This is a genomic window from Paenibacillus silagei (assembly GCF_017874735.1).
In the GTDB taxonomy this organism is placed as follows: domain Bacteria; phylum Bacillota; class Bacilli; order Paenibacillales; family Paenibacillaceae; genus Paenibacillus_AQ; species Paenibacillus_AQ silagei.
Genome location: NZ_JAGGLV010000003.1, coordinates 26,953 through 45,875 on the forward strand (window position 1 = coordinate 26,953; position 18,923 = coordinate 45,875).

An 18,923-nucleotide genomic window follows, 5' to 3' on the forward strand; every position below is an offset into this window, starting at 1 on the left:
TGGTTAATACTGTATATTAAGCATAGATTAACGATGTATAGGCGAAACAAACAGGAGGAAATGCCGATGAAGGTCAGCAAAGAAATGCTGAAGGGGAGCACGGGGACGATGATCCTCACTCTGCTGCTCGACAGGCCGCTGTATGGGTACGAGCTGATTAAGGAGCTGGAGCAGCGCTCACAGGGAGTTTTTGCCCTGAAGGAGGGTACGCTCTACCCGATTCTCCATGCGATGGAGAGTGAACGCTGGGTGGAAGCGTATTGGATGGAGGTAGACGGACGCAGACGCAAGTATTACCGGCTACTGGATGAGGGCAAGCACAAGCTGCAGGAGAAGAAGGCGGAATGGGCACTGTTCAAGGGTGCTATGGATACCGTTCTGGGGGAGGGCAGCGGCTGATGGAACCAAATCAGAAGGTGCTGAACCGCTATTTGAATAGGGTGTGCGCCGAAGTAAAGGCTAAAGGAATGCACGATGAGATCCGGGAGGAGCTGAGCGGACATTTCGCCGACCTGATGATGGAGAGGCAGCAGCAGGGGGCTTCCGAAGAAGAGGCGCAGCAGTATGCAATTGCACAATTGGGTGATCCGCAGGCCATCGGCCGGGATCTGCACCAGATTCACAAGCCCAGGATTCCTTGGTCGCTGCTGGCGGGTGTTATTTTGTTGTCGGTGGTAAGTCTGCTGGGGATGGCAGCTGTGGAGGCGGGGTTTGGGGATTATTACAAGTTTCCTGATGCCCTTATGTTGCGCCAATCTGTGTATATCGTTCTTGGGATCGCGGTCATGGCTATCATGTATTTTATCAATTTCAAGCAATTGCAGCGGGCTTCGGGGTGGATCTATGGCGGAGCGCTGCTGTTGATTGCCGTCGTTATGTGGTTTAATCCGAATATGATAAACGGCACGAGGCGTTATGCTTTCATTCTGGGCTTCCGGTTCGATCTCATTGGATATAGTCCTTATCTCTTTATAGTCGGACTGGCAGGGCTCTTGAAAAGACCCGGGGTGCAGAATGCTTCAGGCAGCCGGATTAGAAACTGGAAGGAGGTAGGCTTGCTGCTGCTGCCTGCGGCCATCTATCTTGTCATACCTTCTTTTGCCGAACTGGTTGTATATCTGGCGGTTGCTTTACCATTATATGTGTGGATTACCCGGAGATGGGGCAGAGCGGTGGTTGTTGCCGCAAGCTGTGTATCTGGCCTTGCCCTCTATGTTTGGAGTGAAACGTATTTGCGCGACCGGTTCAACAGATACTTATTTATCAATGATGCGGAGAATGGCGTAGGTTTTCTTAACCGGATGATTCACAGCACCCTGACCTCCGCAGGCTGGGGAGGACAAGGTATTGTCGAGTTAGCAGAAGATAAGCGTTTGCCCTATCCGTATACAGATTTTTTCCCTGTGTACCTGGTTCAGAGCTTCGGCTGGGCTGGCGGTCTGCTGCTGCTTGTGCTGGTCTGCTGGTTTGTGCTCAGAATGTTATACTCTGCACGCACCGTAAGCGATACCTATGGACGGGCACTGATTCTGGCACTGGCTCTGATGCTCTCCATTCGTCTAATCTATGGCCTGACTATTCTCACCGGCAGAATGCCGCTGATCTCCATACCGTTCCCGTTTTTGAGCTACGGCCAGCATGTGTTCATTGAATTCGCGGCTCTCGGGCTGCTGATGGGGGTCTACAGGCGCAAAGATATGCTCCCGGCGGGGCAAGCTCCATCTTCGCTATAGACGCTCCCTGGGGCTGCACCGTATACTGGAAGGGTAAATATGGGATGAGGCAGGTGAGGAGTAAACATTGTGAATAAGCTGCGATTTAGAGGCACAAGACTGGGATTACTGTTAGGCGCAATGATTGTAAGCGGGGCTGCACTTCTGGGCGCCATGACAACGGCAAAAGCAGCATCCGTGACTCCTGAGACACCGTTTACACCAAGCACAGTTGTGAAGAAAAACAATCTCCCCGGCGGTTTTGTCTATCTGGATGAGGTTATTCCCTCGGCGCAATATGAAATCCGTTACTATAGTGAGAATAATTTTACCGGCACCAGGGTGGACGGATATAAGGCCCCGCTCGCGATCTTCTCGAAGACCGCCGCTGCTGCGCTGAAGAAGGTTAGCGAAGATCTGGAACAGAAAGGCTATATTCTGAGAGTCTATGACGCTTACCGTCCGCAGCAAGCCGTTAATCACTTCGTGCGCTGGTCACAAGACGCCGGTGATCTGAAGATGAAGGCGCAGTATTATCCGAAGCTGGACAAGCGGAATCTGTTCAAGCTGGGCTTCATCGCCAAGAAATCCGGGCATTCCCGGGGAAGCACGATCGACCTGACGCTGGCTCAGAAGAGTACAGGCAAGCTGGTGGATATGGGCAGTCCTTATGATTTTTTCGGCGAAATCTCTTACTATAATACGAATCTTATCAGCAGCACCCAACATGCGAACCGGAAGCTGCTGAAGGATGCGATGGTGAAGCAGGGCTTCAAGCCGTACGCCAAGGAATGGTGGCATTTCACACTGATCAAGGAGCCTTACCCGAAGCAATATTTCAACTTCAAAGTGGAGTAGGGCTGTTCCAAAGCAGTATAGAACGGTTAATGAATAAGGCAAGGTTAATCTCTGAAGCATGCGTGCATAATATTCGAATATAGGAAAGGTGGGATCGATTTGTTCAAAAGAATCGCAGCCGTATTCCTTAGTGTAATGTTATTTGCAGCAGGAGCAGGTGTATTGACCAGTAATAACGTTAGTGCCGCCGGAAGCTTGAGGATTATCGTGAACGGTCAGGAATTGCAGACGGGTGAGACATCGGCCTATACCAACGGACCGGACGTCATGCTCCCGCTGCGGGAGACGGTAGAGGCCCTCAAATATAAGGTCTCCTTCAGTGGAGCTACCGGGACGTTCCTGCTGGAACGGTTCCAGGAGAGTGTTCAGTTCAGATTATCCGGTAAGGAGCTTGTGCTGGACGGCAAGAACAAAGTACCGTTTACAGGCGGCTTTGAGTTAAAACAAAAAAAAGCGTTCGCGCCGCTGTCTTTTTTTGCAGCGATCGGGTTGGTTACTTCTTATAATCCGGAAACCGCTCAGGTTGAAGTATACACACGGGAGGTAATGGCAAGTGCCGTAGCAGGTCTGCTGGCAGCTGGTAACTATCCGGCACTGAAGGAGCGGTATTACGCCAAGGACGCAGAACCCGCTGCTCTTCCGGCTCTCCAGCAGAGCTGGGAAGGGATTAACATGCTGGCGGGCAGTTACCGCGGAGTGAAATCGACCACCAGCACACAGCAGGATGGAGTAATCACGATTGTGAGTGTATTGTCCTTCACCAAAGCGGAGGCTGTACTGACTCTGGAACTAGGCGCTTCAGGCAAGCTCACCAAGCTAACCCTAACGCCGGTCCAGGCAGCCAGTGAAGTATTAGCCGGCCCGGCCCCATCCTAGATTCGCATATGACATAACTCTGCTCCCAAGGGAGAATTCCACGGCTTAAGTATAGCTGCAGGAATTCTCCCTTTAACTTTCTGTTGACAGAATGCCGGAAAGAGAGTAATTTTAAATTCGAATTAAACAATGTTTAAATCGTTGATTAGATCAATGATTAAGATTCTGTGACAGAGGAGGGCGACAAGCTGCATTATGGTTAAATTGGGCAACAAAGCTGATTCTTCAGATAAAGATACGAAGCAACTTATCCTCGATGCCACGGTTGCGCTGATCCGTGAGGACGGATTCCAATGCATTACCCTGCGCAGTATCGCGGCAAGAGCTGAGACCAATCTGGCCCTGGTGAACTACCACTATGGCTCCAAGGAGAAGCTGTTCGGCGATGCTGTGAAGCAGCTCGTGGCGACCTTTGACGATGCTTTTAAGGCACTGGAGGACACTTCGTTGCCGCCGAAGGAGCGCATGAAGCTGTTTTTTACCCGTTACATTATGAATCTTAGCCGTTATCCCGGGATGGCCCGGCAGATGCTGGATCAGAGACACCATATTATGGGCTCCCACGATGAATATGCGAAATATTCCAAGCTGATGAGAATTGAACGGATTCTTGATGCACTTGCCGAGATTACCGGAGAGCAGGACCGTGACAAGCTGATGACGATGACGTTGCAGATCTACGGGGCCATTGTATTTCCGGTGATTATGGTGAGCAGTCTCCCCAAGGAGCGTGAGGATCTTCAGCAGATCTTCAAGCTGGCCCCGCTGGAGGAGCAGATTGACGGGTTGTTTGAGCTGTATTTTCACAAGTATAACTAATCATGAATAGAGAAAAGAGTGGACAAGAGAATGTCAAAACCTATGAATCCAAGTAACACCGCCGCCGCAGAGGCGCCGTTCTCGCTGAGAGCTATAATTCCATCATTGCTGGCGATTATTGTCGGCATGATCATGGTTATTCTGGACAGCACCGCAGTCAATGTGGCCGTTCCGAATCTGGTGCAGTATTTCGATACGGACCTGAAGACTGTTCAATGGGCGATTACCGGCTACACGCTTGCGCTCGCTGCTGTAATTCCGCTGGCAGGCTATATGACCGACCGGTTCGGGTCTAAGCAGGTATTCCTAACGACCATTGCCATGTTCGTGCTTGGCTCTGTGTTATGCTCGGTAGCTCAGACTTCGGGGCAGCTTGTCTTGTTCCGCGTCATTCAAGGTCTTGGCGGCGGCATGGTCGCTCCGATCGGGATGGCGATGGTCTTCAGACTCGCTCCGGCAGAACGCAGAGGCTCGATCATGGGGATGCTCGGTATTCCAATGCTGCTGGCTCCAGCCCTTGGCCCGATCCTCGCAGGTTATCTGGTGGAGTATGTGAGCTGGCACTGGATTTTCCTGATTAACCTGCCTATCGGTATTGTAGGTATTATTCTTGGCCTTAAGTATTTGCCGGTGACCGAGAAAAAGGGAAGAGCCCACCTCGATATCCTCGGAATCATTCTGGCTCCGCTTGCGTTCTCGATGCTGGCTTATGGCGTCAATCAGGGCGGCGGAGAGAGCTGGACTTCAACCGGGGCTATCCTAGGCTTGTCGGTTGGCGGAGCCGCGTTGATCGTCTTTGTCATTGTTGAACTGCTGCAAAAGCATCCGCTGCTGGAGCTGCGCGTCTTCCGTTCCTCGGACTTTACGCGCGGGATTATTCTGTCCTGGGTCACACAGGCGGCATTGTTCGGCTCCATGCTGTTCGTTCCGCTGTACCTCCAGCAGATCCGCAATTACACACCGCTGGAGACCGGGCTGATCCTGCTTCCGCAGGCGCTGGCTTCCGGAGTAGGGATGCCGCTGGGCGGCCGATTGTTCGACCGGATCGGAGCGCGTCCGCTAGTGTTCGTAGGTCTCAGTATTATATCGACGGCACTGTTCCTGCTCTCAGGAGTTACAGTAGACACCAGTCTTCCTGTTATTATACTGTCTCTGGTCATGATGGGCCTGGGAATGGGTCTGTCGATGATGCCGGTCAACACCCATGTTCTGAACTCTGCGCCGCGTGAATGGGTGAACCGGGTTACCCCGCTTACCGCCGCTGCCCAGCAGGTTGTGGTATCGTTCGCTGTTGCCGGCATGACCGGGTACCTGACCAGCCAGATTGCGGTGCATATGGGTAAAATGACGGCCGGAAGCAATCCGCTTGCCGCTGCCGTACAGGGCTTCGGGGATGTCTTCTTCCTCTCGGGCTGCATCGCCGTGGCCGGAGTGGTCCTCAGTCTGATTCTGCGCCGTCCGAAGACAGCAGGCGCTGCACCTTCTCCTGAAGAACAGCAGACAGATGCCGCTATGATGATGGGGCATTAATCGGCCACAGCTGTTATAGGCGACACATGTTATAGACTAACAAAGAACGTCCCTGACTGCCGGTTGGCAGGGGGACGTTTTTTTGTGCTTTTTGAACGCTCAGGTGGGGATAAGAGATATAGAGGGGCCATGGGTGCGAGCCGGATGTATGTGGAAAACTGAATACAATGTGCGGGTGAGGGGGTGCATGGGAGGATGCTGGACCAGCTCAAGGCTGAAGGTAGAAGAATGAAGAGCACTAGTGCCCCTGAATTCGCGGGATGTGGGCGAAAGGAGCAAATGAAGAGCACTAGTGCCCCTGAATTTGCGGGATGTGGGCAAAAGGAGCAAATGAAGAGCACTAGTGCCCCTGAATTCGCGGGATATGGGCGAAAGGAGCAAATGAAGAGCACTAGTGCCCCTGAATTCGTAGGATACCCCAAAAGTGGACGGATGTCTAAGATGTTTGTTCCATTTCCACTCAATCTAGCAGAAGAAGAGCTACAGATGCGCCCGCCGCTTCTTCAGCATCCTTGCCGGAGGAACCATATGCAGCTTGCCCAGCAGCTCAGAGGCCAGAATGCCCAGTAGCACAAGGGCGGCACCGGTGTAGCCCTGGAGCGAAAGCTGTTCGTGTACGAACAAGTAGCCGAAGAAGGCAGCGAATACCGGCTCAAGGGCGAAGATCAGACCGGTGCGGGTCGGTGTAGTGTACTTCTGGGCAACCGGCTGCAGGATGAACCCGCAGGCGCTGCACAAGATCCCCAGAGCCAGAATCGCGATCCAGCCCGGGAGGGTGGACGGTAGCGAAGGCGTCTCGAAGATAGCAGATAGAATCAGGGCATAGCCCCCGGCGAAGCCGAGCTGCAGAATGCCGATATTCAGTGAGTCGCAGGTCTTAACCGCCCGGCTCGTCACGAGAATCTGCACCGCATAGAATACTGCTGACAGAATGCAGAGGAGATCACCGGGCCGGATTTGCAGCGAGCCGTTTAGCGTAAGCAACCCGATGCCGCTGATGGCGAGCACAGTGCCGAAGATTTGCGGGGGCGCGACTTTTTTTCTAAACACCAGAACCTCAAGCATAGGAACAAAGACAACGGTCAACGCAACCAGGAATCCGGCATTAGAGGTCGTGGTCGTCTTCAGCCCGAAGGTGATGCAAGTGAATACGCCAAGTAGCAGGAAGCCGAGCAAGGCTCCGTATTTCAAGGTTCTGGCATCCACACTGCGCAGCCGTTTGCGGAACAGCAGCCCCGCCAGGATGAACGCAAGCCCGAAGCGCAATGAAATCAGATTGAATTCTCCCAGTGTACCCAGTCCCAGCTTCATGAACAGGTAGGAGGAGCCCCAGAACAGTGTTACTACAATGAGCATTAGCTCGGCCTTAAGCGGCTTCATTCAGTCATCATCCTTCTTTATTTCAAGTGAGTATAGTATAATACGCTCGAATACATAAGGTAACTGAATGTTTATCATAGGATACATGAGAAATTGTCATGCTAAGTGAGGGGGCTGGACATGAGTCTGATTAAGTACGAGGTGTTCTTGAAAGTGGTGGAGCTGGGCAGTCTTACGAAGGCAGCGGAGGCGCTGGGCTTTACCCAATCCGGCATCAGCCATACGATCAGCAGTCTGGAGCAGGAGTTCGGCTTCCCGCTGCTCGTGCGCAGCCGATCGGGCGTGAAGCTGACGGTGAACGGGGAGCAGGTGCTTCAGCCGATCCGGGAGATTCTGAATTGGAATGAGCAGCTTAAGCAGCAGGTAACGGATATTCACGGCCTGGAGACGGGGACGATCACGATAGGCACCTTCACCAGCGTCTCTGTGCATTGGCTGCCGGATATCATCAAGCAGTTCCGTGAGGAATATCCGTACATTGAGTTCAAGCTGATGGAGGGTGGTTATCTGGAGATTGAGCAGTGGATCGAGGCTGGGGTGGTTGATTGCGGCTTCCTCTCATTGCCTACAAGGGAGCGGTTCGAGGTCATTCCGCTGAAGCGGGACCGGATGCTGGCGATCCTCCCGCTCGGCCATCCGCTTAGTAAGGCCCCTTATATGCCGCTGGCCCAGATCGCCTACGAGGACTTCATCATTCCGAAGCCCGGCTCGGATTATGATGTGCAGCGGGTGCTGGAGAAGGCCGGGATTAAGCCGAACATCAAGTTCTCGGCCGGGGACGATTACGCTATTATTGCCATGGTGGAAAAAGGCCTGGGCATCAGCATCCTTCCAGAGCTGGTCACCCGGTTCCAGTATGAGCGTGTAGCCATGCTTGAGCTGGAGGAGCGGAGCTTCCGTTCCCTGGGCATCGCAGTCAACTCGATGAAATATGCTTCACCTGCCACGCGGCGGTTCTTACAGCATGTGCAGCACTGGTCTTCCAGCCAAGGAGCCATTTGACTTGCTGAAAAAGCGAAAAAAAGGCATGTTTTCAAAATAGAAAACATGCCTTTTTGCCAATACGTATCCGCGTATCATTCGCTTAATTTGCGCCCTTCATGGTCGAGAAACAACAGCTCGTAGTATTTTTTGGGACGCCCCTTACTGTTGTCCCTTTTTTCAAATACCGTTTGTACTTGTTTACTTTCCTCAATTTTGTTAAGAATTCGGTTTGCACCTTTAACGGTCATGGACAGGCACTGTGCAACATCCTCAGAGGATAGCTTATTGGTTCGCATGATTTCTGCGTAGGACATGATTTTCTGCAAATTGATGTTGTTGATTCCAATGGTTTTGGCTAACGCAAGGATTTCCGGGTCCCCCTGCTCGGAGAACTGGATGACATTCATGCTCCGCATGGGGCCGGCAACCTTCTGATTCTCGTCTATAAAAAAGCTGCTGCTGCCCGTATAGGCTTCCGCCTGTCTGTGAGCCTTGGTGGCGTTGACGTTCGCTTGAAAATATTCATGCCCCGAGCCCCAGCCGATCTTTACCTTGCCCTGTATACGCTCCTCCAGATACTCCAGCAGGGAACAGTTATGAGCGTTAGAGGTGATCCTCATGAAATGGCCAAAGGTGGTGTACAGTCTGACATAGCCTTCTGAGATTTGGGCCGTGTCTGCCAGATTCACGCTGCGCAGAAAATTGCCGACAAGGACTTTCAGCTCATGAAGCTCCTCTTCGGAGAAGTGCTGCTCATATTGGACCGATAAGCACGCAACCACTGCCCTCTGGTTCTTAAGCTTGAGGATGGTAATTTCGTTGATGATCTCGCTGATGGTCACTTTAACGCTCTCTAGTGTGGGCCGAATTAAGATATATTTGACGCCGTGCTTCTGGAGTTCCGGAACAAAGTGGCCGAAGGCCGTGATGGACAGATCTATTTTCTTGTCTTCCCATAGCGTGATATGGTTCTCCAGCATGGTCTCCACCCGCTCCAGCAGATTTCCGCTGTTCACGGGCTTTCCTTCATGAGTCAGGTATTGCTGGAATTCGCCGAAAGACTCGATGATATACGCATAATCCACATAGATCCGGGAGATATCAAGTCCAGGTTCTGTAACCAGCAACCGGAAAAGCTCTCTGTACAGCAGGTTCTCATCATCATGCAAAATGTGAACAGGTACCTTGTCATCCAGGCATTCCTTGTCAATGGCCTCGTAAAGCATCCTCCCGCTGATCACAAATCCATCCACTGAATCCAGGTTTTTGAGATAGATGTCCGTTGTTTCCCGGAAATTGCTGATGGTAAGGAAGCGGAACTGGCATAGGGGCCGCATTTCTTCTTCAATGGCGCGGAAATAATCCATATGGGACTCTGGCGTGATAATACCCAGCTTGATTTTCATAATAGATTCCTTTCATGAACAGTTCAATCAAAAGAGTTATATCACAATAAATGTGATATTACAATGTTCCGGCAGCCTCTTAAAATAATGTTCTTAAAATGTCTTAATATCTCTTGACAGGGTATGAAAATGCCAGTACGATAAAAGTGTTCTTAAAAAGTCTTAAAATGAAAAGGAGGGAATGCCCGCACTGTTCTTACGTTCATTCAATTTATGTTTTGGGAGATGTTCATTGTGAGTGAAGAAGCTGAAGACTTAATGAGTATGGCTCATCAGCTGCAGGACAAAATGGTCATGTACAGGCATCATCTTCATGCGGTTCCAGAGCTTGATCTAAGTCTGCCCAAGACAACGGCCTACGTGAAAGAGGCGCTGGAATCGATGGGGCTTAAGCCCACTCTCGTCGGGGAATCTGGGCTAACAGTTACCATTGGCGGACAGCATGAAGGGAAGGTAGTTCTGATCCGTGCGGATATGGACGGGCTGCCGATTCAAGAAGAAACGGATTTGTCTTACGCATCGTTGAGCGGAAACATGCATGCTTGCGGTCATGACATGCACACTTCCATGCTGCTGGGAGCGGCGGAGATTCTGAAGGCGAGCGAACAGCAGCTTCGCGGGACAGTTAAGCTGATGTTCCAGCCGGGTGAAGAGACGCTGCACGGGGCACAGATGATGCTGGAAAATGGGATTCTCGACAATCCCAAGGTGGATGCAGCCATGATGCTTCACGTGTTGACCGGAATGCCGCTGCCTCTGGGACAATTTGTAGTACCTGAGGAAGGTGGAGCGATTTCAGCTTCGTCGGATTGGTTCGAAATCATCATCCGGGGGAGGGGCTCACATGGCGCTATGCCCGAGGCCGCAGTGGACCCTTTGAATGTGGCTGCTCATCTTCATCTGGCACTGCAGGGTATCCTTAGCCGGGAAATCTCGCCGATTGAACATGCAGTCCTTACCATTGGCGTGATGGAAGGCGGAACTACGAACAACGTGATTCCCGATACGGCCAGATTGAAGGGCAGTGTACGCACCTTTAACGCCGCTTTGCGGGATAAAGTGGAAGCCCGTATCCGCGCAATTACCGCAGGGATCGGAGAAACTTTTCAGGCCAAGGTGGAAGTGATCTATACGCGGGGGTGTCCTGAGGTGAAGACGGATGGCGGACTTAATGAGCAAATGAGGGCTTCAATTGAAAATACCTTTGGCGCCGGCTCCTATATCGGTATCACTGAGCTGGTACCCGGCGGGAAATTAATGGGCTCGGAAGACTTCGCATTTGTCTCACAGGCGGTGCCAAGTACCACGGTGTTTCTTAACGCAGGCAATGCCGAAGAAGGTTATAGTTACCCCGTACACCATCCTAAGACGATGTTCTCGGATGAGGTGCTTCATAGAGGGGCTGCGGCGTATGCAGCTTTTGCCAGAGACTGGCTTGAACGAAACAGATAAGCTCTAAACCAAACTTAGGAGGAATTACAATGACAGAGAGACGTATGATTGGACCCACCAAATTCGAAGAGTACTCGGAGAAATACAAGGAATTCCTGTTAATGACCCGCCGTGACGGAATCCTTGAAGTGCGTCTTCACACGGGTGGAGATTCGTACACGCACAATTGGGAAGCTCATACCGCCTGGTCTCATGCCTGGTCAGATATTGGCCGTGACCCTGAGAACGAAGTCATGATTATTACGGGAACCGGGGATAAATGGCTGATTGGCGACCCTGAGGTCTGGAATACGAAATTCATGGACTGGCCGAAGCAAAAGAAGCTCGAACAGTATCATGAATCGCTGAGACTGCTTGAAAATCTGATCTTCTGCATTGACATTCCGACCATCGGGGCGGTAAACGGTCCGGGAACGCACTGTGAACTCGCAACGCTCTGCGATATTACCATTTGTACGGAAGACGCGGACTTTTTCGATCCGCATTATCTGGGAGGCACGCCTCCGGGAGATGGAATGCTGCTCACACTGCAGAGCATGATCGGGTTCAAGAAAGCAGCCTACTACGCCTACACCGGCAAGAATATCAATGGTCAGACCGCACTTGATCTGGGTATCGTTAGTGAAGTGCTGCCCCGTGAAAAGCTTCTTCCGCGCGCATGGGAGCTTGCGGAGATGATCATGCAGGCACCGCGTTCAACAAGACATCTGTCTCACTCCATTATCTCCCGGCCATGGAAGCAGGCTCTGGTCGCCGATCAGGGATTCCAGCTTGCCCACCAGATGTACGATATGGCCATTGATGAAGAAGGAGCGCTGGAGCGGCTGAAGAAAATGCAGGGACGCCTCATGGGCAACGATGTTCAATAGAAAGATGACGGGACCTACCCGGCTCGAAGAGTACTCGGAGAAGTACAAGGACTTATTCCTCATGACCCGCCGCGGCGGCATCCTCGAAGTGCGTATGCACACTGACGGGGGACCGTTACAATTCGACTGGCCGGTCCAAGCCGCATATGGTCATGTATGGTCAGATATTGGCCGTGATCCTGAGAATGAGGTTATGATTCTTACAGGGACAGGAGAGCTGTGGCAGACCGGCAATCCTGAAGTCTGGACCACCAAATTTATGGATTGGCCGAATCGCCGGAAGCTGGAAATGTACCATGAATCACTCCGGATGATTGAAAATATGGTTCAATGCATCGACATCCCCACGATTGGGGCGATCAATGGCACAGGCGCACACTGGCAGCTGGGAACACTTTGTGATATTACCATCTGTACGGAAGACACGGCCGTTTTCGATGCCCATTATCTGGGCGGTGTTCCGCCCGGAGATGGAATCGTCCTGGCACTTCAAAGGATACTGGGAACCAAGAAAGCGGCATACTATGCATACACGGGGATGAACATTACTGCAGAGGAGGCACTAGACCTCGGTCTGGTCAGTGAGGTATTGCCTCGTGAACAGCTAATTCCCCGGGCATGGGAGCTGGCAGAGCTGATCATGCAGGCCCCCCGCTCTACAAGGCATCTTACGCATTCGATTGTGGCGCACCCGTGGAAACAAGCTTTGGCAGAGAATCAAGGTCTTCAGCTTACTCACCAATTGGTTGACATGGCGATTGATGAAGAGGGGATTCATGAGCGGCTGATGAAGCTTAAGGAACGTTTTCAGAGGAATGACAACTGAGAAGGGATAAGGGTGCTATGAGATCGTTGACTGAGCTATTTAAGATTGGCAGCGGACCGTCCAGCTCCCATACCATGGGACCGGAGAAAGCGGCCGGAATCTTCAAAGCAGAAAATGAAGACGCAGACCAGTTCAAGGCACGGATCTATGGTTCCCTTGCCAAAACAGGTAAAGGCCATATGACGGACAAGGCTATTATTCGGGCACTCTATCCCGTCCGGACGGAGGTTCAATTTGTTCCGCAGCCTGACTTTGATTTGCTTCATCCCAATACAATGGACTTGTTCGCTTACAAAGACGGTCAGCAAACAGCCTCCATGCGTGTTGCCAGTATCGGCGGCGGGGAGATCGTGATTGATGGGCGGGAGGAGACGCGGGGACCTGATGTCTACCCGGAGAACAGCTTTGCCGAGATCAGCGCCTATTGTAAAGCGAATCATATCCGCTTAAGCGATTACGTCGAGCAGCGTGAAAGCCTACAGATCTGGGAGTTCCTCCAAGGCATCTGGGAAGCGATGAAGCGGTCGATCGACGAAGGACTGTCTGTCACAGGTATTCTGGAGGGCGGCCTGAATGTCGAGCGCAAGGCGAAATATCTGTATCATCAGGGGACTGTGGATGAGAGCCCGGAGACGCGGGAGAACCGGATCGTCAGCGCGTACGCTTTTGCCGTCAATGAACAGAATGCGGCTGCCGGTACAGTCGTAACGGCTCCAACCTGCGGTGCCTGCGGTGTTGTTCCCGCCTCGCTCCGTTATATGCAGGAGAAGCTGCAGGTCCCGGACGAACAGATTCTCCGGGCGCTGGCCGTCGGCGGGCTCATTGGCAATCTGGTCAAGCATAACGCCTCGATCAGCGGCGCTCAGTGCGGCTGCCAGGCGGAGGTGGGCACGGCTTGCTCTATGGCAGCGGCTGCACTGGCTGAACTGTCCGGGATGGAGATCGACCAGATTGAGTATGCGGCGGAGGTGGCCATGGAGCACCACTTGGGGTTAACCTGTGATCCGATTAACGGACTGGTTCAGATCCCTTGCATTGAGCGGAATGCGGTCGGTGCGATGCGGGCAATCCATGCGCTGAGTCTGGCCAAATTCTTGTCGGGTACCCGTAAAATATCCTTTGATCTGGTTGTTCAGACTATGTATCAGACAGGCTTAGATATGAACAGCAGGTACCGTGAAACTTCGGAAGGCGGGCTTGCTAAGTTCTACAACATGGGCAGTTAACTGATAATGATATCGCTATATAAGAGGAACGTCCCTTGCTGCCGGTTGGCAATAGGGGCGTTTTTAATTGTGGTTATGTAAGCCAGATCTGGCCGCCCGGCAAGAAGGGATTTGACTTAAGCGCGGCCTGAATGAGAAAATGTATGCGTGTACATCGAGTAGTCTATTCAGTGAGGAGGCACCAAATGAAACAGCTACGCATTGGAATGATAGGTTATAAATTTATGGGCAAGGCCCACAGCAACGCTTACCGCAGTCTGCCGATGTTCTTCCCCAAGGCAGTTAAGCCGCATATGTCGGTCATTTGCGGACGTAATGAGGAAGCGGTTACAGAGGCGGCAGCACAGCTTGGCTGGTCAGAGAGTGTGACTGACTGGAAGGAGCTGATCGCACGCAGCGATATTGATCTGGTCGATATTAATGCGCCAAGCAATGCCCATAAAGAGATTGCCCTGGCGGCTGCGGCCGCAGGCAAGCATATCTTCTGCGAGAAGCCGCTGGCGCTGAATTTGGAGGATTCCCGCGAGATGCTGGAGGCTGCTGAAAAGGCTGGAATTGCGCATATGATTGGCTTCAACTACCGTTTCTCCCCGGCGGTGCGGCTGGCGAAACGTCTGATCGAGAGCGGCCGGCTGGGCACAATCTATCACTTCCGCGCGTGGTTCCTGCAGGACTGGATTCTGGACCCTGAGTTCCCGCTGGTCTGGAGGTTGCAGAAGGAGATTGCAGGCTCGGGATCGCATGGTGATCTGGGGGCGCATCTGATTGACCTGGCCCATTTCCTCGTAGGGGATGTGGAGGAGGTTATCGGGATGAGCGAGACCTTCGTCAAGGAGCGGCCGCTGGCAACGGAGATGACCGGGCTTAGTGCCAAGGCAGGCAAGGATGCGCCGCACGGTCCGGTAACCGTGGACGATGCGACGCTGTTCCTGGCCCGCTTCGCGAATGGTGCGCTGGGCAGCTTCGAGGCGACACGCTTCGCCGCTGGACACCGCTCAACCAATTCCTTCGAGATCAACGGCAGCCTGGGCAGTGTGAAGTTTGATTTTGAACGGATGAACGAGCTGGAGGTCTATCTGACCTCGGATGACGAGGATGTGCAGGGCTTCCGCCGGGTGCTTGCCACCGATCCGTCCCATGACTATGCGGAGGCCTGGTGGCCGCCGGGCCACACCATCGGGTTCGAGCATACCTTCATCCATGAGATGCTGGAGCTGTCGAATGCCATTGAGGAAGGCCGTCAGCCGGAGCCGAACTTCAATGATGGCGTGAAATGCCAGGCAGTGCTGGAGGCCGTGGACCGTTCCATAGAGCAGCGGCGCTGGGTTCCGATATCAGAGATGTAAGGGAAGACAGGGAAACACCGCCGGCTGCTTGATGGCCTGCGGTGTTTTTTTGAATGTCAGGGGGCGATGGGGCGTTAGCCAAATGTGTGTGAAAAACCGACCACAATTGGACTATGAGTGGTGTGCGGTCCAAATGTAGTCGGAAAACCGATCACAATTGGACCGAGAGCGGTGTGCGGGTCAAATGTAGTCGGAAAAACGACCACAATTGGACCGGGAGTGGCGTGCGGGCCAAATGTAGTCGGAAAACCGACCACAATTGGACTGTGAGTAGCGTGCGGGCCAAATGTAGTCGGAAAACCGATCACAATTGGACTGTGAGTGGCGTGCGGGTCAAATGTAGTCGGAAAACCGACCACAATTGGACCGGGAGCGGTGTGCGGACCAAATGTAGTCGGAAAAACGACCACAATTGGACTGTGAGTGGTGTGCGGACCAAATGTAGTCGGAAAACCGATCACAATTGGACTGTGAGTGGTGTGCGGGCCAAATGTAGTCGAAAAACCGACCACAATTGGACTGTGCGCGCCACGTAAGCCTGATGGTTGGCCGGAGCACCCACTTGGATTTACTCTTGTTTCCGTGCCTGGGAAGGGGTTAGACCCTTGTACTGCTTGTACAGCTTGGTGAAGTAATTCGGATTGTCGCAGCCGACCCGGCCTGAGATCTCGGTAATCGTCAGATTGGTCTCCAGCAACAGCCGCTGCGCCTCATCCATTCTGCAGAAATTCACATAGTCGATGAACGTCCGCCCGGTGAGCTTTTTGAAGGTTTTGCAGAAATGAAAAGGGTTCAGATTCACGAACCTGGCAGCAGCCTCAATCGACATCTTCTGATCTGCATGGTTCTCCAGGTGTTCCAGCAGCGGCTTGAAGCGCTCCCGGTAGATCGAATGGCGTTCGCTGTGCTCCCGCTCGCTGCGCTGCCGGGCCGGGAAGGCCCGGGACATCAGGGTGAAGAACAGGTGCAGCTGATTCTTCACCACGAGCTGAAAAGCCGGCTGCTTCGCCTCCACTTCGGCAATCACCCGCTCCAGCAAATGATAATACGCAGCGCATTCAGGCTGCTGGGCGGCAGGCATAACCGGGAACTGATTCAGATTATTGAGGTACGGAGCTACAAATTGCTCATGCTGGGAATCCTGGTTCCGGTCCTTGAACAGCGAGGCATGGAATACAATCGAGACATACGACAGGTCACCGCTGCACTGGCTATAGCCGACATGAAGCCCGCCGGACGGCACCATCAGGACATCTCCCGGACCGGCCTCATATGGCTTGCTGTCCACATGAAAAATAGCTTGGCCTTCGCGCATAATAATGATCTCGAAATGCTCATGCCAGTGCAGAAACAGGATGTTCTGTTCAGGCGTTACCTCCCGGCAGGTGTTGAAGAATAGACGGAACGGATACGTTTTCTCTTCCAGCCTTGGATATTCCTTAAGTTCCTTCGGATAGGTCATCTTTATTCAACTCCCGCAAGATTCAGCTAGTTTAGCACAAGATAAGTAGAGATTTTGCCCAATATGAGCGATATACTAGGAATGTTGAATTAACTATAAACCAATATTGGAGTGGCATACAAGATGCAGGATACATTAAGAATTGGAACATTGGTAGGGGGCGGGGATGCAGTCAGAGTCATTCCGCAGATTATTGGACATGGCTTCGAATCCTTCAGCTTAACCTTTTGGCAGACTACAGGAACTACTGATTTGGCAGAAACAGCGTCACGGGTGCGTGAACTGGCGGCAGAGCATGATTTCACAATTTCTTCAATCGGCATATTCGGGAATCCGCTTACAGGAACAGGCGACAATGCGGATACGGTGGCCAGCTGGGAACGGCTGATCGACCATGCCCATTTGTTCGGGACGGACCTGGTCTCCGGCTTCACCGGACGTCTGCCCGGCGTATCTATAGATGAGTCGATTCCGAAGTTCGCTGAGGTGTTCGGTGAGCTGTCGAAGCGGGCGGCGGAGCGCGGAGTCAAGATCGCTTTTGAGAATTGCTCGATGGATGGGAACTGGCAGGCAGGGGACTGGAATATTGCGCATAACCCTACAGCCTGGGAGAAAATGTTCAACGCGGTCAATGCCGATAATCTCGGCCTGGAATGGGAGCCCTGCCACCAGATGGTGCAGCTGATTGACCCGATCCCGCAGCTGCGCAAATGGACGGACAAGATCTTCCATGTCCACGGCAAAGACGCAACTATCGCTTGGGATATTATTAAGGAATACGGAATCCACGGGCCTAAGCCGTATGTATGGCACCGGACGCCGGGCTTCGGGGATACGAACTGGACAGATGTGATCTCGATTCTCCGTCAAGCTGGATACAAGGGCACGATTGATATTGAAGGCTGGCATGACCCTGTCTATCGTGACGATCTGGAGATGACCGGTCAGGTTCATGCACTGAATTATCTCAAAACCTGCCGGGGCGGCAGCTTCATCCCGAACCCGGTGTAACTGGAGGAAAGAGTGATGACAGCAGGACATCGTGTGGTTGTGGCGGGCTGTGGGGCAATGGCTAATGAGTGGATTACCTATGCACTGAAGCATACTGATGAAATAGAGATTGTAGCGCTCGTGGATATCCGGCGGGAGTCCGCTCAGGCCATGGCAGAGAAGCACGGGCTTACTTGTCCGGTATTTACTGATGTGGAACAGGCGATTGCCGATACAGCGGCTAATCTGGTATTTGATGTGACGGTGCCGGCTAGCCATTACAATATTGCCAGCAGATCGCTTGAGGCTGGTTGCCATGTGTTCGCGGAAAAGCCGCTGGCGGAGACGATGGAGCAGTGCAATTCGATCGTTAGCATCGCTGAACGTACCGGCAGGAGCCATGCGGTGATGCAGAACCGGCGGTATGATCCGCGAATCCGCTCTTTGCGGGAGCTGATCGCTTCAGGGTCTATAGGGCGGACAGGCTCAATCAGCGCGAATTTCTTTCTGGCTCCGCATTTCGGCGGCTTCCGGGATGCGATGGACAGCCCTTTGCTGCTGGATATGGCGATCCACACCTTCGATCAGGCCCGCTATATCAGCGGCGCTAATCCGGTAAGTGTGTATTGCCAGGAGTTCAATCCGCCAGGATCGTGGTATGCGGGGAATGCGGCGGCGGTCTGTATTTTTGAAATGTCGGACGGCTCCGTGTTCTGCTATCAAGGCTCCTGGTGTGCGGAAGGCGCGCCTACGTCCTGGGAAGCTTCTTGGCGGGTTCAAGGTGAAAAGGGTGCTGCGATCTGGGATGGCCGGGATCAGCCGTTTGCCGAGGTAATTAGCGCCGGGAGTGAACACTCCGGCCAGTTCCTCCATGAATTCGAGCGGGTGGAAGCGCCGGAGGTACAGATGGAGGAGACCTTCCATCAGGGCTGTCTCGATGAAATGTTCCGTTCGCTGGCCGAGGGCCGTCCCGCCGAGACAGATTGCCGCGATAACCGCTACAGCATGGCCATGGTGCTGGGCGCTCTGGAGAGTGCGCGGACTGGCCGCAAGCTTAGTATTGCCGAATTCATAGAGGGCGCTGAGCTGGCGGGGAGTAAGGGGTAGGGAATTTTAGCAGAAGAAGCAAAATGGAATGCAAAAAGGCATGGGGAAAGCCCCATGCCTTTTCTTTTACCGCCGTCTTC

General features: G+C 52.9%; 17 protein-coding genes. 14 read left to right on the top strand and 3 right to left on the bottom strand.

Annotated elements, in window-relative coordinates; all coding sequences use genetic code 11:
- Positions 1 to 66 precede the first annotated feature (66 nt).
- The 6 genes from J2Z70_RS05645 to J2Z70_RS05670 all read left to right on the top strand — a co-directional run bounded on the left by J2Z70_RS05645 (position 67) and on the right by J2Z70_RS05670 (position 5,795).
- On the top strand, positions 67 to 399 hold the full coding sequence (locus J2Z70_RS05645) for a PadR family transcriptional regulator (protein ID WP_036694109.1): 333 nt from the start codon (positions 67 to 69) through the stop codon (positions 397 to 399).
- Positions 399 to 1,733, top strand: a complete 1,335-nt coding sequence (locus J2Z70_RS05650; RefSeq protein WP_209870289.1) for an FtsW/RodA/SpoVE family cell cycle protein — start codon at positions 399 to 401, stop codon at positions 1,731 to 1,733. The genes J2Z70_RS05645 and J2Z70_RS05650 overlap by 1 nt, the downstream gene beginning before the upstream one ends.
- 69 nt (positions 1,734 to 1,802) lie before the next feature.
- Entirely contained in the window at positions 1,803 to 2,570 is a 768-nt protein-coding gene (locus J2Z70_RS05655; protein WP_209870293.1) for a M15 family metallopeptidase, read from the top strand.
- A gap of 99 nt (positions 2,571 to 2,669) precedes the next feature.
- Entirely contained in the window at positions 2,670 to 3,446 is a 777-nt protein-coding gene (locus tag J2Z70_RS05660; protein ID WP_209870295.1) for a stalk domain-containing protein, read from the top strand.
- A gap of 204 nt (positions 3,447 to 3,650) precedes the next feature.
- Positions 3,651 to 4,265, top strand: a complete 615-nt coding sequence (locus J2Z70_RS05665) for a TetR/AcrR family transcriptional regulator (RefSeq protein ID WP_209870298.1) — start codon at positions 3,651 to 3,653, stop codon at positions 4,263 to 4,265.
- A gap of 42 nt (positions 4,266 to 4,307) precedes the next feature.
- Positions 4,308 to 5,795, top strand: coding sequence for a DHA2 family efflux MFS transporter permease subunit (locus tag J2Z70_RS05670; RefSeq protein ID WP_036728772.1), 1,488 nt, complete (start codon positions 4,308 to 4,310; stop codon positions 5,793 to 5,795).
- A gap of 480 nt (positions 5,796 to 6,275) precedes the next feature.
- On the opposite strand, the gene J2Z70_RS05675 is transcribed toward J2Z70_RS05670, so the two are convergent.
- Positions 6,276 to 7,175, bottom strand: a complete 900-nt coding sequence (locus J2Z70_RS05675) for a DMT family transporter (RefSeq protein ID WP_209870301.1) — start codon at positions 7,173 to 7,175, stop codon at positions 6,276 to 6,278.
- Between the two features lie 120 nt (positions 7,176 to 7,295).
- On the opposite strand from J2Z70_RS05675, the gene J2Z70_RS05680 reads away from it, so the two are divergent.
- Positions 7,296 to 8,177: a LysR family transcriptional regulator gene (locus tag J2Z70_RS05680; RefSeq protein ID WP_209870304.1), complete on the top strand. Its 882-nt coding sequence runs from the start codon at positions 7,296 to 7,298 to the stop codon at positions 8,175 to 8,177.
- 74 nt (positions 8,178 to 8,251) lie between these two features.
- Here the strand turns inward: J2Z70_RS05680 and J2Z70_RS05685 are convergent, their stop codons facing one another.
- Entirely contained in the window at positions 8,252 to 9,565 is a 1,314-nt protein-coding gene (locus J2Z70_RS05685) for a transcriptional regulator (RefSeq protein ID WP_209870307.1), read from the bottom strand.
- Between the two features lie 225 nt (positions 9,566 to 9,790).
- Between J2Z70_RS05685 and J2Z70_RS05690 the strand changes: the two genes are divergently transcribed.
- From J2Z70_RS05690 to J2Z70_RS05710, 5 genes are all read left to right on the top strand, one after another.
- A complete protein-coding gene (locus J2Z70_RS05690) occupies positions 9,791 to 11,017 on the top strand; it encodes a M20 metallopeptidase family protein (protein WP_245368045.1) in 1,227 nt (408 codons plus the stop codon).
- 29 nt (positions 11,018 to 11,046) lie between these two features.
- On the top strand, positions 11,047 to 11,886 hold the full coding sequence (locus tag J2Z70_RS05695) for an enoyl-CoA hydratase/isomerase family protein (RefSeq protein ID WP_036728762.1): 840 nt from the start codon (positions 11,047 to 11,049) through the stop codon (positions 11,884 to 11,886).
- Positions 11,876 to 12,712: an enoyl-CoA hydratase/isomerase family protein gene (locus J2Z70_RS05700; RefSeq protein ID WP_209870312.1), complete on the top strand. Its 837-nt coding sequence runs from the start codon at positions 11,876 to 11,878 to the stop codon at positions 12,710 to 12,712. The genes J2Z70_RS05695 and J2Z70_RS05700 overlap by 11 nt, the downstream gene beginning before the upstream one ends.
- 17 nt (positions 12,713 to 12,729) lie before the next feature.
- The gene (locus tag J2Z70_RS05705; protein ID WP_209870315.1) at positions 12,730 to 13,938 is read left to right on the top strand and encodes an L-serine ammonia-lyase, iron-sulfur-dependent, subunit alpha; all 1,209 of its coding nucleotides are present in this window, start codon (positions 12,730 to 12,732) and stop codon (positions 13,936 to 13,938) included.
- A 185-nt stretch (positions 13,939 to 14,123) separates the two neighbouring features.
- Complete coding sequence (locus tag J2Z70_RS05710; RefSeq protein ID WP_209870317.1) at positions 14,124 to 15,284, top strand: Gfo/Idh/MocA family protein; 1,161 nt, start codon at positions 14,124 to 14,126, stop codon at positions 15,282 to 15,284.
- 568 nt (positions 15,285 to 15,852) lie between these two features.
- Here the strand turns inward: J2Z70_RS05710 and J2Z70_RS05715 are convergent.
- Positions 15,853 to 16,746, bottom strand: a complete 894-nt coding sequence (locus tag J2Z70_RS05715) for a helix-turn-helix transcriptional regulator (protein WP_209870320.1) — start codon at positions 16,744 to 16,746, stop codon at positions 15,853 to 15,855.
- Between the two features lie 123 nt (positions 16,747 to 16,869).
- On the opposite strand from J2Z70_RS05715, the gene J2Z70_RS05720 reads away from it, so the two are divergent.
- A complete protein-coding gene (locus J2Z70_RS05720) occupies positions 16,870 to 17,757 on the top strand; it encodes a sugar phosphate isomerase/epimerase family protein (RefSeq protein WP_209870323.1) in 888 nt (295 codons plus the stop codon).
- A gap of 15 nt (positions 17,758 to 17,772) precedes the next feature.
- Positions 17,773 to 18,843 (top strand): Gfo/Idh/MocA family protein, encoded by a 1,071-nt coding sequence (locus tag J2Z70_RS05725; protein ID WP_209870325.1) that lies wholly within the window; start codon positions 17,773 to 17,775, stop codon positions 18,841 to 18,843.
- The last annotated feature ends 80 nt before the right edge of the window (positions 18,844 to 18,923 follow it).

Bases quoted from the DNA above. Each gene is read 5' to 3' on its own strand.
- J2Z70_RS05645 (WP_036694109.1), top strand. From the start codon at position 67: ATGAAGGTCAGCAAAGAAATGCTGAAGGGGAGCACGGGGACGATGATC.
- J2Z70_RS05650 (WP_209870289.1), top strand. From the start codon at position 399: ATGGAACCAAATCAGAAGGTGCTGAACCGCTATTTGAATAGGGTGTGC.
- J2Z70_RS05670 (WP_036728772.1), top strand. From the start codon at position 4,308: ATGAATCCAAGTAACACCGCCGCCGCAGAGGCGCCGTTCTCGCTGAGA.
- J2Z70_RS05675 (WP_209870301.1), bottom strand. From the start codon at position 7,175: ATGAAGCCGCTTAAGGCCGAGCTAATGCTCATTGTAGTAACACTGTTC.
- J2Z70_RS05680 (WP_209870304.1), top strand. From the start codon at position 7,296: ATGAGTCTGATTAAGTACGAGGTGTTCTTGAAAGTGGTGGAGCTGGGC.
- J2Z70_RS05685 (WP_209870307.1), bottom strand. From the start codon at position 9,565: ATGAAAATCAAGCTGGGTATTATCACGCCAGAGTCCCATATGGATTAT.
- J2Z70_RS05690 (WP_245368045.1), top strand. From the start codon at position 9,791: ATGTTCATTGTGAGTGAAGAAGCTGAAGACTTAATGAGTATGGCTCAT.
- J2Z70_RS05695 (WP_036728762.1), top strand. From the start codon at position 11,047: ATGACAGAGAGACGTATGATTGGACCCACCAAATTCGAAGAGTACTCG.
- J2Z70_RS05700 (WP_209870312.1), top strand. From the start codon at position 11,876: ATGTTCAATAGAAAGATGACGGGACCTACCCGGCTCGAAGAGTACTCG.
- J2Z70_RS05705 (WP_209870315.1), top strand. From the start codon at position 12,730: ATGAGATCGTTGACTGAGCTATTTAAGATTGGCAGCGGACCGTCCAGC.
- J2Z70_RS05710 (WP_209870317.1), top strand. From the start codon at position 14,124: ATGAAACAGCTACGCATTGGAATGATAGGTTATAAATTTATGGGCAAG.
- J2Z70_RS05715 (WP_209870320.1), bottom strand. From the start codon at position 16,746: ATGACCTATCCGAAGGAACTTAAGGAATATCCAAGGCTGGAAGAGAAA.
- J2Z70_RS05720 (WP_209870323.1), top strand. From the start codon at position 16,870: ATGCAGGATACATTAAGAATTGGAACATTGGTAGGGGGCGGGGATGCA.
- J2Z70_RS05725 (WP_209870325.1), top strand. From the start codon at position 17,773: ATGACAGCAGGACATCGTGTGGTTGTGGCGGGCTGTGGGGCAATGGCT.